The organism is Halobacterium litoreum (assembly GCF_021233415.1).
Taxonomy (GTDB): domain Archaea; phylum Halobacteriota; class Halobacteria; order Halobacteriales; family Halobacteriaceae; genus Halobacterium; species Halobacterium litoreum.
Window position 1 is genome coordinate 273,920 of record NZ_CP089466.1, and the last position, 13,161, is coordinate 287,080.

Here is a 13,161-nt window from a genome sequence, read left to right on the forward strand (position 1 = left end):
TCGGGCGCCGTGCCGCGCCGACAGACTGGTTCGCCGCGCTCGACGAGCGCATGAGCCGCGACCGCCGCGTCCTCGCCGTCGCCGTCGCGTGCATGTTCGTCGTCGGCGCGTTCGGCGTCGTCGCCGGAGACGCGCCGACGCTGGCGGGCGGCGGCGACTGCGACGACGACCACGACGACACGACCACGACCACGACGACCACGACCGAGGACTGCGACGACGACCCGACCACGACCACGAGGAAGACGACCAAACGCACCACGACGAAGCGACCGCCGAAGACGACCGAGGAGCCCGAGGACGTGACCGTCGAGGGGGAACCCGACCTGTCGGCGTTCCTCCCGGAGAACACGGTGTCGCCGGGCGAGGAGACGCGCCTCGTCGTCCAGTTGTCGAACGGCGGCACCGTCGACGACGGCGGCCTCGACACGCCGCCCGAGGGTGAGGACGCCGTGACGACGGCGCGGAACGTCGAGGTGGAACTGGAGGACGGCGACGCGCCGGTGACGATCCAGACCGGGACGACGCCGCTGGGCGACCTGCCGGCGGGCGCCATCGGCGAGGCGGGCTTCGACGTGGTGGTCGACGAGGACGCCGACCCCGGCGTCTACGAACTGGACGTGACCGTCGACTACGACTACACCGAGGAGATTTCGAACGACGACCGGGACGAGGAGTCCGAGACGGAGACGTTCGAACTCGACCTCGTGGTGACCGAGGACGCGCGCTTCGAGGTGGTGGACGTGGACGAGGACCTGCAGGTCGGCGAGACCGGAACCGTCGAGGTGACCCTGGAGAACGTCGGCGAGGAGGACCTGCGGGACGCGACGGTGACGATTCGCTCCCGGAACCGCGACCTCACGGTCGACTCGGGGTTCAACGCGACGCGGTACATCGGGGACTGGGACGACGGCGACGAGGAGACGGTGGAGATCGAGGCGACGGCGCTGAACACCTCGGCGCCCCAGCGGTACGCGCTGTCCGCGGTCGTCGAGTACACCGACGAGGACGGCGACCCACAGCGGGCCGTGCCGCGCCCCTTCGGCGTGCGCATCGACGACGAGCAGGCCTTCGACGTGGACGACGTGGAGGGCGACCTGCGGGTCGGCGAGGACGGGGCCGTCGTGGGGACCGTGACCAACGACGGGCCACAGCCGGTCGCCGACGCGGTGGTGCGACTCGTGGACGGCGACGGGGACGTGGTGGCGCGGCGTGCCGCCGTCGTGGGCGACCTGGACGACGGCGAGAGCGAGGACTTCCGGATTCCCGTTCGCGTGCCGGCCGACGCGGAACCCGGGGAGCGCAGGCTGTCGTTCGTCGTGGACTACGTGAACCGGGACGGGGACGCGCGCCGGAGCGACCCGCTGTTCGACACCGCCACGGTGCTCGACGAGCGCGACGACTTCGCCGTCTCGGACGTCGAGGAGTCCCTGCAGGTCGGGGAGACGGGTACCGTCGAACTGACGCTCGCGAACCTCCTCGACGAGGACGTCACGGACGCGACGGTGACGGTGCGGTCGCCGAACGCCGACCTGCGACTCGGCGGCGACGGCGAGGCGACGCGGTACGTCGGCGACTGGGACGAGGCCGACCTCGAGACCGTCGCGGTGGAGGCGACCGTCGCCGACGGCGCGGGCACGCAGCGCTATCCGCTGGAGGTAACCGTCTCCTACACCGACGAGGACGGCGACGACCAGACCTCGGACGTGCTGGTCGTGTCGGTGACGCCAGACGGCGAGCAGGGCTTCGCCGTGGAGGACGTGACGAGCACCCTCCGGGTCGGCGAGGAGGGCCGCGTGAACGGCACCGTCCGGAACCTCGGGCCGAGCCACGTCGAGACGGCCGTCCTCCGCGTCACCGGCACCGACGACAACCTCCGGCCCCGCGAGCGAACCGTCGTGCTCGGCGACCTGCTCGTCGGCGACGAGGCCGACTTCTCCGTTCCGGCGTCGGTCCTCGACACCGCACAGCCCGGCCAGCGACGCCTCACGGTCGTCGTGGAGTACGTCACGCCCGCGGGCGACCGCCGGGAGAGCGACCCCATCTCGGTCGTCGCCGCGGCGTCCAGCGAGACGGCGCGCTTCGAACTCGCGACCGTCGACGCCGACCTGCAGGCCGCCGACGACGGCACGCTCGCCCTCGAGGTGGTGAACCGCGGGAACGAGACGCTGACCGACGCCACCGTCTCGCTGACCTCCCGCAGCACGAGTCTGCTCGTCGGCGACGGCGTCAACGACACGCGGTTCGTCGGGCGGTGGCCGACGGGCGAGCGCCGAATCGTCCGGTACCGAGTGCGCGCCGGCAACGAGACCGGGAACCAGACGTACGCCTTCGAGGCGTCGGTGGCCTTCGAGGACGAGGAGGGACAGCCCCAGCGCTCGGACGCGCTCGCGTTCGGCGCGACGCCCGCCGACGAGCAGGCGTTCGCCGCCGAGACCGTCGAGAGCACGCTGCGCGTCGGCGAGGAGGGTCGCGTTCGCGTCGCGCTCACGAACACCGGGCCGGCGAACGTCACTGCCGCGGGCGTCACGCTCGTCACCGACGCGCCGAACGTCGCGCCCGTCGAGACGGAGGCCGCGGTCGGCGACCTCGCGGCGGGCGACGTGGTGGCGTTCGAACTCCCCGTCGAAATCACCGAGAACGCCGGGCCGGGCGTCCGTCAGTTCGCGTACCGCGTCCAGTACACCGACGACGACGGCGACCGGCGGACGAGCGACCGCCTCACCACGGACGTGCGGGTCGCGCCCGAGCGCGAGGCGTTCGTCGTCGAGCGCGAGACGGTCAGCGCGACGGCCGGACAGAGCACCGTGGTCGAACTCACGGTGACGAACAACCGCGGCGTCACCGTCACCGAGATTCAGGCGAAGGCGTTCGCCGACGACCCGCTCTCGGTGAGCGACGACCAGGCGTTCGTCGCCGCCCTCGAACCGAACGAGTCGGCGACGATTCGGTTCACCGTCTCGCCCGCCGGGAGCGCCGGCGAGAAGGCCTACCCGCTGTCCGTCGACTTCCTCTACACGACGCCGGACGGCGACACCGAACTCTCCGAACCCGTGAACGTCGGCGTGGACGTCGACCGACCGCCGCCGAGCGCGCTGCCGGCGTGGGTGCTCCCCGCCGTCGCGCTGCTCGTCGTCCTCGTCGCCGTCGCGCTCGTGATTCGACACCGGCGCAGCCAGCGCGCCGGCGAGGACGACGCGGCGAGTGACGGCGAGAACGACGAGACGGACGGCGGTGCGGACGACGGCGAGACGGACGGCGGCACCGACGACGGGTCGTCGTGGTTCGGCGACGACGAGAACGGATGAGGGCGGACCGTCGTCTCGTCCGGGCGGTCGCGCGAGCCACGGTCGACCGACCCGGCGCGGTGGTCGTCGGCTTCCTCCTCCTGACGGGCGTGTTCGCGGTCGGGCTCGGGAACGTCTCGACCGAGGCCGGCACCAGCCAGTTCACCGAAGACCTCCCCGCACAGCGCGCCTTCGAGGCGGTCAACGAGAAGTTCACGCCGACGTTCGCGCCCGACACCGGGAGCACCCAACTGGTGCAGTCCAGCCGGAACGTCCTCTCGAAACCGTCGCTGTTGCGGCTGCTGGAGGCCCAAAAGCGCCTCGCAGAGCGCCCGAGTCTGCGTGTCGTCTCCACGACGAGCGCGGCCTCTGTCGTCGCGACCACGCTCGACCCGACCGCCGAGGACCTCGACGCCCAGATTCGCGCCGTCGAGCGCGCGACGCCCGGCGAAATCGACGCTGCGGTCCGCGACGCCGCCGCGAGCGAGGGGTTCGCGAACCAACTCAGCGACGACTTCAACCGCCCCGGCGCGCGCGCCAGCGCCACTGTCGCCGTCGTCGAACACGAACTCCCCGCCGGCCTCTCGGCGACGGCGGGCGCCGGCACCGACAGCCCGCTCACGTCGATTCAGGTGCGCGCCCAGCGCGTCGTCGCTTCGGCCGGCGGCGACATCACCGTCTTCGGCGCCGGCCTCGTCGCCGCGGAGTTCGCGAACGTCGTCTTCGACTCCCTGATTCTCGTGTTGCCAGCCTCTATCACGCTCATCTTCGCGTTCCTGCTGGTGGCGTACCGCGACCCCGTCGATTTGGTGTTGGGGCTCGTCGCGCTCGCCGTCGCGCTCGTCTGGACGTTCGGCTTCCTGGGGCTCGTGGGCATCCCGTTCTCCCAACTGCTCATCGCCGTCCCGCCGCTGTTGCTCGCCGTCGGCATCGACTTCGGCATCCACAGCGTCAACCGCTACCGCGAGGAGCGCGTCGAGGGCAACGCAATCGAACCGTCGATGGCGGTCGCCAGCCGGCAACTGCTCGTCGCCTTTTTCATCGTCACGGCCACCACCGCGCTCGGGTTCGCCGCGAACCTCACCAGCGGCCTCGCCCCGATTCGGGAGTTCGGCCTCGTCGCCGCCGTCGGCATCACGTTCACGTTCCTCATCTTCGGCGTCTTCCTGCCCGCGTCGAAGGTGCTCGCCGACCGCTTCCGCGAGCGCCGGAACCTCCCGACGTTCGGCGAGCGACCGCTCGGCGCGGAGGGGTCGCTTCTGGGGTCCGTTTCGGCGGGCGGTCTCGTCGCCGCGCGGAAGGCGCCGCGTCTCTTCGTCGCGTTCGCCGTCCTGCTCGCCGCGCTCTCCGGGTTCTACGGGCTCGGCGTCGACACGGAGTTCTCCCAGAACGACTTCCTCCCGCCCGAGGAGACGCCCGATTACCTCGACGACCTGCCGGAGCCGTTCCGCCCGAGCGAGTACACCGTCACGGGCACCCTGAACTTCTTAGAGGCGAACTTCGAGCGCTCGCAGGGCGACTCCGTCACCGTCTACGTCGAGGGGATACTGCGCCGGGACTACGCCCTCGAATCCTTCGAGCGCGCCGCCAGCGACCCGCCAGCCGTCGTCGTGTCCGCGAACCGCACGGCGACCACGCAGAGCATCCTCGACGTGATTCGGGACCGGGCCGCCCAATCGGCGTCGTTTCGCCGCCTCGTCGAGCGCAACGACGCGAACGACGACGGTGTTCCCGACGACAACCTCGACACCATCTATTCGGCGTTGCTGGACTCGCCCGCCCGCGACCGCGCGCTCCGCTTCGTCACCGACGACCGCCGGGCCGCCCGCGTCGTCTACACGCTGGAAGCCGACGCCACGCAGGCCGAGGTGTCGCGGGCGGGCCGCGAACTCGCCGACCGTCACCGGTTCGAGGCGACCGCCACCGGCGAGACGGTCGTGTTTCAGGCCGTCTCGGACGTGATTCTCGCGTCGGCCGTCACCAGCCTCGCCGTCGCGCTCGCCGCCACCGCCGTCTTCCTCGTCGCCGTCTACGCCGCCTTGGAGGGCCGGCCGTCACTCGGCGTCGTCAACCTCGTCCCCATCGTCCTCACCATCGCCTACCTCGCCGGGTCGATGCGCGCGTTCGGCCTGCCGTTTAACGCGCTCACCGCCACCATCCTCTCTATCACCATCGGCCTCGGCACCGACTACTCCGCGCACGTCGTCCACCGGTTCGCCGACGAGTACGGCCCCGACGAGACGGTGTACGACGCGCTCGACGACGCCGTTCGCGGAACCGGGAGCGCGCTCGCCGGGAGCATGCTCACCACTACCTCCGGCATCGGCGTGCTCGTATTCGCCATCACGCCCGTCCTCGGGCAGTTCGGCGTGCTCACCGCGCTCTCAATCTTCTACTCCTACCTGACCGCAGTGTTCCTCACGCCGTCGGTGCTCGTGCTCTGGGGGCGCGTCGCCTAGAAGTCAGTGAGTTTCGCCTCCGTCGCGCCCTTCGCGTCCAGCCCGAACTCCGCGAGTTCCACGAAATCCAGGTCGTTGTCCCGGAGCGCGCGCTTCACGCGCTCGGACGCCGACGGCGCGACGAGCATTCCCCTGACCTCGTCGTTGCTCTCGGCGTACAACTCCACGTAGCGCTTGAGTTGGTCGAAGTGGTTCAGCGTCGCCTGAATTCGCTTGACCTCCACGACGACCGGCGTGCCGTCGTCGTCCACCGCGTAGAAGTCCACGAAGCCGTACTTCGTCTCGCGCTCGTGTTCCACGATGCGCAGGCCGGCTTCCAGTTCCTCGGGGTTCGCCTCGATGTACTCGTGCATCTCGGCCTCCGTTCCGGACTCCTCGTAGGTCGCGCCGTCCTCGGCGTCGAATCTGGTCACGCCGTACACCTCGTGGAGGCGCGTCTCCACGCGCTCGCTCGGGTTCGTGCGGCGCGCGAGCAACACGGCGTCGCCCTCGCTCTCCCGGGCCTCGACGGTGCCGCCGCCCGGCATCCAGTTCACGGGCTTGTGGCCCGTCGGCTGGTGGACGAGGAACGTCCCGTCGGGTTTCGCCACCAGCAGTCGGTCGCCCTCGTCGAGGTAGCCGTTCGTCCGGCCCTCGTACTCCACCTCGCAGCGCGCCTGCACGCTCAACACCGCGCCGTCCCGGAACGCTGCCTTCGCCGCCTCGACGAACGCCTCGGGGTCCGGCGCCTCCACTCGCTGTGCGGCCATGTCTCTCGGAGGCGACGAGCGGCGGCGACGAAAAGGATGCGGATTGCGCGCCGCCGTCGCACCGCCCGCGACTCGGGGGCAGTTTCTTGTGGCCCCGTCGGCGTGTCTCGGCATGGAAATCAGCGGGCCCTCCGGCAAACTCCAGATAGCCCTGACGCTCCTCGTCGGCGTCGCCACCGTCGGCTACGGCGCGTACAGTTACGACGCGCAGACCGCGGCCCTCGACTCCACGGTAGAGGTCGACGCCACGCTCACGGACGTCTCCGTGGAAGAACACGCCGGGAAGGGCGACACGTACAGCCCGAAGGCGACCTACGAGTACACCTACGAGGGCGAGACGTACACCTCCGCGAACGTCTATCCGGGGAAACTCCCGCGAGAGTTCGGAAGCAGGGAGAAGGCGCGCTCCCAAATCGACGGCGGTCCCGGCGACACCATCACCGCGCACGTGCCGACCGACGACCCCGGAAACGCGTTCCTGAAGCACAAAACGAGCGACAAACCCCTGCTCGTCGTCGGCTTCGGCTTCCTGTTCGTCCTCGGCGCCGCGTACTCGATAGTGAAGGGGCGGTACTGACGCTCAGAAGTCGTCGAGGCCGGACTGCTCGGCGGCCGCGAGCGCGTCCGCGCTGGTCTGCCACGACGCTCGCGCGCAGTCGGGCAGACCACCCTGCTCGCGGACGTACTCGCGCAGGAACTCGCGGGTCGTCGGGTCGCTCGGGTAGCCCGAGCCCACGTCGCCGTACTCGGCGGCCAGCGCCGCGACGTGGTCGTCGCGGGCGACTTTCGCGACGACGCTTGCCGCCGCGACCAGCGCGTACTCGTCGTCCGCGCCGTGCTCGGCGGTCACGTCGATTTCGGCGTCGACGCCCTCGGCGACCCGGCGCCCGAACCGGTCCTCGTTCACGTCCCCGGCGTCCACGTGGCCCGAGTCGCCGCCCTCGGCGACCTGTGAGAGCGCGTCGGCTTGTGCCGCGACCGTCAGCGCGTTCATGTCCGTCGCCGGGTCGTCGATGCGCGCGACGGGAATCTCCGCGACGCCCACGGTCATCCGGTCCCGAATCTCGGCGTCCAGCGTCTCGCGCCTGTCGGCGGTGAGGCGCTTCGAGTCCGCGACGCCGTCGGGCAGGTCGTCGGCGTCGCCCGCGACGGCCGCCGCGAACATCGACCCGAGTACCGGCCCCTTGCCGGCCTCGTCGACGCCGAAGGCCATCAGTGCAGGAACTCCGTGTCCTCGAAGGACTCCTCTTCGCCCTCGACGGCGACCACGTCCAGCGCCGTGACCGTCGCGTCCACGCCGAGCAGGCCGGCGAGACTCGGGTTCGTGCGCCCCTCGTCGCCGGAGACGAGTTCCTTGATGTAGAGGCCGCCCTCGCCCTCGACCTCCACGACGGCGTGCTCGTCGTCCTCCAGTTCCGCGGAGATGTCGTAGACCTCGCGTTCGCGCGTGAGTTCCGCGCGCCGGTGGTCCACGCGGTGGGGCGTCTCCTGCTGGATGGTCGCGCCGTCTAACTCCGCGATGGCGGCCTGCAGGTCGTCGTCGCTCACGGCGCTCCCGAACTCCACGTTCGCGCGGTAGCGCTTGCGGGCGTCCAGTTCCTTCACGCGCTCGACCATCCCGTAGTCGGCGACGCGCACGCCCTCGACTTCCACCTTCCCCTCGGCGTACTCGTTGATGGCCGCTTCGAGCGCGTCGGCGTCCGGGTGGCGGTTCGTCGGGTGTTCGACCTCCACGACGAACGGCCGCCCCGTCCCGAGCATCAGCGCGTCGATGTCCTCGCGGCCCGCGCCGTGGAACGACTCGGCGCCCCCGTCCATCGCCTCCACGACCGGCGGCGCGGTCAACTGCTCCACGCTCTCGGGGTACCGGAATCCCGTGCCGTCGCAGTGCGGGCACGGCGAGTCAACGAGCGTCCCCGTCCCGTTGCAGTCCGAACACGGCCACTTCGTCTGCGGAATCCCGCGTTCGAGCTTGCGGTAGCGCCCGTACACGAACGCCGAGTTCACTGTCACGTCGACGGTCTCTTCCTCGACGTTCAGCACGGCGAGCACGTCCGGGCGCTCGAAGTCCACGTCCGTGCCCGTCGCCTGCCCCACGCGCTTCCCGACCTCGCGGTTGCACTCGGACTTGAACAGTTCGCCCGCGTCCGCGTCCAGCCCCGCGAGGTCGCGGAGCATCGTCTCGTTTTCCTCCACCAGCGGCGGCGCCCGCGTCCCCACTTGGTACGTGTCGAACGCCACGTCCTCGATTGCGTCGCGGACCATCTCCGCGAACTCCTCGAAGCGCCCGGACAGCCCCTCGCAGACCCAGCAGTCCGCGGTGTCCGGCGACTCGTAGGGCTCGTCGTCTTCGAGCGCCATCGTCGTCCGGAGCGCCCGCCCGCGCTCCGCGTTCGACAACCCGAAACTCCGGTCCGCGAAACACCGCCCGAGACACGCGTCACAGACGGGGTCCTCCGCCGCGACGCGCCGCGCGTCCTCCAAGACAGTCATGGGCGTGTCGTCGCGCGCCGGTGGTACGTATGCTTCGGTCCGCCGATGCGCCCCGTGACAGCGACAATCACTCCTCCCCGTCCTCGTCCTCTCCACGCGGCAACCGCCGCACCGCTTTCACCCATCGCTCTTTCGCCGCCTGCCCGGGGAACGCGCTCGGGTTCCACGCGATGTCGTACCCCGGACTGTACGTCACGTCGACGGTCCGGGCGCGCCACATCGCGGCCGCCAGCGCGACCAGCGCCAGCGCGAACGCGCCGGCGAGCGCGGCGCTCCTCGGGTCGTCGATGGGCCACAGCACCGGGCCGACGAGCACCACGAGGGCGACCAGCGTCACCGCTTCGAAGACGAACAGCAACGCCGACCCCGAGAGTTCGAGGCTTCGGCCCATTCCCATTCCGGGGGCTCGTTCGGAGGACAGATAGGTTTTGTCGCGCCACTCGAACCGACGCTGTTCGGATAGACGAGTCGTTGGTCGTTTCGCTTGTCGTTCAGCCGGTAGTCCTGGTGGATTGAAAGGGCGAGGCTGGGTACGCGAACCCCCGCGAGGCAAGCACTGGAGCGAACGGAGTGAGCGAAGCGCGCAGCGAGCGGCGGGAGCGTACCCAGCCGAGGGCTTTCAGTGAGTGCCACCGCTCGTCGTCGCTGTGAAGCCGACTACCCGAACCCGACAGACAGAAGCCACCCAGCCCCGACACACCACGCATGCGAACATTCGTCGTCCTCGGGCACGACGCCCCGACGGACCCCGATTTCCCGCTCGACGACCTGCCGGGTGCGGCCGGCCGCCTCGACGTGCTGTGTCGGTGCGTGAGCGCCGCGGTGTTCCTCTCGCACGGCATCCGCGAGGACGTCGAGGTCTATCTCGTGCTCCGGGACGAACTCACCGTCCGCATCGATAGTTCCGAGTTGCAGTACATGAGTCCGGACGAGCGCAACGTCGCGAGCCTGCTGAAGCAAGCCATCGAGGCGAAGGACGGCGCCATCGGGCACCGGGAGGCCGAGTCGACGCCCGGCATCCACGTCTCGAAGCGCGGGTTCGAGGCCGTGCTCGACTCGCTCGACGGGACGGTCGTTGAACTCCACGAGGACGGCACGCCACTCGCCGACGCGGAGCCGCCCGAGAACCCCGTGTTCGTGCTCTCGGACCACGGCGACTTCACCGACGAGGAGGCCGCGCTGCTCGCCGAGCGCAGCGACCGCCGGGTGCGCGTCGGCCCCCAGATTCTGCACGCCGACCACACGGTCACCGTCGCACACAACTACCTCGACACCGACGGCTTCACCGACTACTGATGCGGGTGAGTGTCATCGGCGCGAGCACGCCCACGGAATCCGGTATCGACACCGCCCGCGAACTCGGGCGCGTGCTCGGCCGACGCGGCCACACCGTCGTCTGCGGCGGCCTCGGCGGCGTGATGGAAGCCGTCTGCGAGGGCGCGCGAGACGCCGACGGCCACACCATCGGCATCCTCCCGGGCGAGGACCGCGACGCCGCCAACGAGTACGTCGAGACCGCTATCGCGACCGGGATGGGCCACGCGCGGAACGCGCTCGTCGTGATGAACGGGGACGCCGCAATCGCCGTCGAGGGGAGCGGCGGCACGCTCTCGGAGGTCGGGTTCGCGTCCGTGTACGACCGGCCGATTGCGGGCCTCGACGCGCCCGACGCGCCGCACGTCGAAGCCGTCGAGACGCCCGACGGCGCCGTCGACTACGTCGAGGACGCGACGAGCTGACTCCCGGAATCGCGAGAGAAGGCGAGAACCGAGAGAGAAAACGAGGTTTCGGCGCGCTACGCGCCGGCTTCGACGGCTATTCGAGGTCGAAGCGGTCGTTGGTCATCACTTTGTGCCACGCGTCGGCGAAGTCCTGCACGAACTTCTCCTCGGCGTCGTCGGCGCCGTAGACCTCTGCGATGGCGCGGAGCCGGGAGTTCGAACCGAACACGAGGTCGAAGCGGGTCGCCTCCCGCTCGATTTCGCCCGTGTCGCGGTCGCGCCCCTCGAAGACGTAGCCGTCCTCGGAGACCGGCTCCCACTTCGTGTCCATGGCGAGCAGGGTCTCGAAGAAGTCGTTGGTCAGCGTCCCCGGTTCGTCCGTGAAGACGCCGTACTCGGTGTCGTCGTAGTTCGCGCCGAGCGCGCGCATCCCGCCGACCAGCACCGTCATCTCGGGCGCGGTCAGGTTCAGCAGTTCGGCCTTGTCGACGAGCAGGTCCTCGGCCCGGCGCTCGGCGTCGTCGCCGAGGTAGTTCCGGAAGCCGTCGGCCTCCGGTTCGAGCGCCTCGAAGGACTCGACGTCCGTCTGCTCGGGCGTGGCGTCGACGCGACCCGGTTCGAACGGAACTTCGACGTCGTAGCCGGCGTCAGCCGCCGCCTGCTCGACTGCCGCGTTGCCGCCGAGGACGACGAGGTCCGCGAGCGAGACGCGGGTGTCGTCGGACTGCGAGGCGTTGAACTCCTCTTGAATCTCCTCGAGGGTCTGGAGCGCGGCCGTCAGCTCCTCGGGCTCGTTGACCTCCCAACTCTGCTGGGGTTCGAGGCGGAGGCGCGCACCGTTCGCGCCGCCGCGCTTGTCGCTGTCGCGGTACGTGGACGCCGACGCCCACGCGGTCTTGACCAACTGGGACGTGGAGAGGTCCGAGTCGAGGAGTTCGTCCTTGAGTTCCGCGACGTCCTCGTCGTCGACGAGGTCGTAGTCGCGGTCCGGCAGCGGGTCCTGCCAGAGCATCTCCTCGTCGGGGACCTCGGGACCGAGGAACCGCTCGGGCGGGCCCATGTCGCGGTGCGTGAGTTTGTACCACGCCTTCGCGAAGTTGATGCCGAACTCCATCGGGTTGTCCTGGAAGCGCTCCAGAATCTCGCGGTAGTCCGGGTCGCGTTTCAGCGCGATGTCCGTCGTGAGCATCATCGGCGTCACTTCGTCGTCGCCGTGTGCGGGCTCCGCCGAGTCGCGGAGTTCCTCGTCGACCGGGAGCCACTGCCACGCGCCGCCGGGCCCCTTCTGGGCCGCCCACTCGTAGTCGAGGAGGCTGTCGACGTAGCCGGTGTCCCACTCGGTCGGCGACTGCGTCCACGGCCCCTCGATGCCGGACGTGATGGTGTCCCCGCCCTTGCCGGAGCCGTGGTCGCTCTCCCAGCCGAGGCCCTGTTTCTCCAGCGGCGCGGCTTCGGGCTCCGGGCCGACGTGCTCGTCGGGGTCGTCGGCGCCGTGGACCTTCCCGAACGTGTGCCCGCCGGCGATGAGCGCGACCGTCTCCTCGTCGTTCATCGCCATCCGGCTGAAGGACTCGCGGATGTTCTCCGCGGACGCTTCCGGGTCCGGGTTGCCGTCCGGGCCCTCGGGATTCACGTAGATGAGCCCCATCACGGTGGCGCCGAGGTCGCCCTGCAGGCTGCCGTCCTCGTCCCACCGCTCGGAGGCCTCCCACTCCTCTTCGGGGCCCCAGTCGACCGCCTGGTCGGGCTTGAACGCGTCCTCGCGCCCGCCGGCGAAGCCGAACGTCTTCGCGCCCATCGACTCGATGGCGACGTTCCCCGCGAGAATCATCAGGTCGCCCCACGAGAGGTTCCGGCCGTACTTCTCCTTGACCGGCCAGAGCAGGCGTCGCGCCTTGTCGAGGTTCGCGTTGTCCGGCCAACTGTTCAGCGGCGGGAGGCGCTGGGCGCCCTCGCTGGCGCCGCCGCGCCCGTCAGTGGTGCGGTACGTGCCCGCGCTGTGCCACGCCATCCGGATGAACAGCGGGCCGTAGTGGTCGTAGTCTGCCGGCCACCAGTCCTGGGACGTCGTCATCACGTCCTCGATGTCGGCTTTCACTTCGTCGAGGTCCAGCGACTCGAACGCCTCCGCGTAGTCGAAGTCCTCGCCGTGCGGCCCGACGTCGCGGGCGTTCTCGTCGAGAATGTCCACGTTCAACTGGTTCGGCCACCAGTCCTGATTAGACCCAGTCATCGTCGATGGATTGTGCTTTGGCGTATTAATATTGTCTGATTCGGAAAGGATTCTTCGCGACAGCCGAAGCAATCTACCGAACCCGTAGGTCGGTTGGCGCCGAGTCGCCCCTTCGCCGGTGTCGAACACCGCGACGCTCGCTGCGCTCTCGACTCCCGTTCGTGCGCCATCCAGTGACGCACCTTCGCGGAGTCGGAACCGTTAAACCGCCCACGTGCG

At 70.0% G+C, this 13,161-nt stretch carries 10 protein-coding genes; 5 read left to right on the plus strand and 5 right to left on the minus strand.

Annotation, left to right across the window (positions count from 1 at the left end):
• Positions 1–50 precede the first annotated feature (50 nt).
• Together LT972_RS01525 and LT972_RS01530 are read left to right on the plus strand one after the other, a co-directional pair.
• Complete coding sequence (locus LT972_RS01525; RefSeq protein ID WP_232571433.1) at positions 51–3,308, plus strand: COG1361 S-layer family protein; 3,258 nt, start codon at positions 51–53, stop codon at positions 3,306–3,308.
• The gene (locus LT972_RS01530; RefSeq protein WP_232571434.1) at positions 3,305–5,746 is read left to right on the plus strand and encodes an efflux RND transporter permease subunit; all 2,442 of its coding nucleotides are present in this window, start codon (positions 3,305–3,307) and stop codon (positions 5,744–5,746) included. Before LT972_RS01525 ends, LT972_RS01530 begins: the two co-directional genes overlap by 4 nt.
• On the opposite strand, the gene nucS is transcribed toward LT972_RS01530, so the two are convergent.
• Positions 5,743–6,495 carry an endonuclease NucS gene (nucS, locus tag LT972_RS01535; RefSeq protein ID WP_232571435.1) on the minus strand — a complete coding sequence of 251 codons (753 nt, stop codon included), beginning with the start codon at positions 6,493–6,495 and terminating at the stop codon, positions 5,743–5,745. The two genes, LT972_RS01530 and nucS, sit on opposite strands and share 4 nt — an antisense overlap.
• A 112-nt stretch (positions 6,496–6,607) precedes the next feature.
• On the opposite strand from nucS, the gene LT972_RS01540 reads away from it, so the two are divergent.
• Positions 6,608–7,072, plus strand: a complete 465-nt coding sequence (locus LT972_RS01540) for a DUF3592 domain-containing protein (RefSeq protein ID WP_232571436.1) — start codon at positions 6,608–6,610, stop codon at positions 7,070–7,072.
• Positions 7,073–7,075: 3 nt separating this feature from the next.
• Here the strand turns inward: LT972_RS01540 and rnhB are convergent, their stop codons facing one another.
• The 3 genes from rnhB to LT972_RS01555 form a co-directional block, all read right to left on the minus strand.
• The gene (gene rnhB, locus LT972_RS01545; RefSeq protein ID WP_232572632.1) at positions 7,076–7,711 is read right to left on the minus strand and encodes a ribonuclease HII; all 636 of its coding nucleotides are present in this window, start codon (positions 7,709–7,711) and stop codon (positions 7,076–7,078) included.
• The gene (locus LT972_RS01550; protein WP_232571437.1) at positions 7,708–8,988 is read right to left on the minus strand and encodes a tRNA pseudouridine(54/55) synthase Pus10; all 1,281 of its coding nucleotides are present in this window, start codon (positions 8,986–8,988) and stop codon (positions 7,708–7,710) included. The genes rnhB and LT972_RS01550 overlap by 4 nt, the downstream gene beginning before the upstream one ends.
• Positions 8,989–9,055: 67 nt before the next feature.
• Positions 9,056–9,385 carry a hypothetical protein gene (locus LT972_RS01555; RefSeq protein ID WP_232571438.1) on the minus strand — a complete coding sequence of 110 codons (330 nt, stop codon included), beginning with the start codon at positions 9,383–9,385 and terminating at the stop codon, positions 9,056–9,058.
• Positions 9,386–9,693: 308 nt separating this feature from the next.
• Here LT972_RS01555 and trmY point away from each other — a divergent pair, with 308 nt between their 5' ends.
• Together trmY and LT972_RS01565 are read left to right on the plus strand one after the other, a co-directional pair.
• Positions 9,694–10,284 (plus strand): tRNA (pseudouridine(54)-N(1))-methyltransferase TrmY, encoded by a 591-nt coding sequence (gene trmY / locus LT972_RS01560; RefSeq protein WP_232571439.1) that lies wholly within the window; start codon positions 9,694–9,696, stop codon positions 10,282–10,284.
• Positions 10,284–10,727, plus strand: a complete 444-nt coding sequence (locus tag LT972_RS01565; RefSeq protein ID WP_232571440.1) for a TIGR00725 family protein — start codon at positions 10,284–10,286, stop codon at positions 10,725–10,727. The genes trmY and LT972_RS01565 overlap by 1 nt, the downstream gene beginning before the upstream one ends.
• Positions 10,728–10,803: 76 nt before the next feature.
• Here LT972_RS01565 and katG read toward each other — a convergent pair whose 3' ends face one another.
• Entirely contained in the window at positions 10,804–12,942 is a 2,139-nt protein-coding gene (gene katG, locus LT972_RS01570; protein ID WP_232571441.1) for a catalase/peroxidase HPI, read from the minus strand.
• Positions 12,943–13,161 lie beyond the last annotated feature (219 nt).

Bases quoted from the DNA above. Each gene is read 5' to 3' on its own strand.
- trmY (WP_232571439.1), top strand. From the start codon at position 9,694: ATGCGAACATTCGTCGTCCTCGGGCACGACGCCCCGACGGACCCCGAT.
- LT972_RS01530 (WP_232571434.1), top strand. From the start codon at position 3,305: ATGAGGGCGGACCGTCGTCTCGTCCGGGCGGTCGCGCGAGCCACGGTC.
- LT972_RS01525 (WP_232571433.1), top strand. From the start codon at position 51: ATGAGCCGCGACCGCCGCGTCCTCGCCGTCGCCGTCGCGTGCATGTTC.
- LT972_RS01550 (WP_232571437.1), bottom strand. From the start codon at position 8,988: ATGACTGTCTTGGAGGACGCGCGGCGCGTCGCGGCGGAGGACCCCGTC.
- LT972_RS01555 (WP_232571438.1), bottom strand. From the start codon at position 9,385: ATGGGAATGGGCCGAAGCCTCGAACTCTCGGGGTCGGCGTTGCTGTTC.
- nucS (WP_232571435.1), bottom strand. From the start codon at position 6,495: ATGGCCGCACAGCGAGTGGAGGCGCCGGACCCCGAGGCGTTCGTCGAG.
- LT972_RS01540 (WP_232571436.1), top strand. From the start codon at position 6,608: ATGGAAATCAGCGGGCCCTCCGGCAAACTCCAGATAGCCCTGACGCTC.
- LT972_RS01565 (WP_232571440.1), top strand. From the start codon at position 10,284: ATGCGGGTGAGTGTCATCGGCGCGAGCACGCCCACGGAATCCGGTATC.
- katG (WP_232571441.1), bottom strand. From the start codon at position 12,942: ATGACTGGGTCTAATCAGGACTGGTGGCCGAACCAGTTGAACGTGGAC.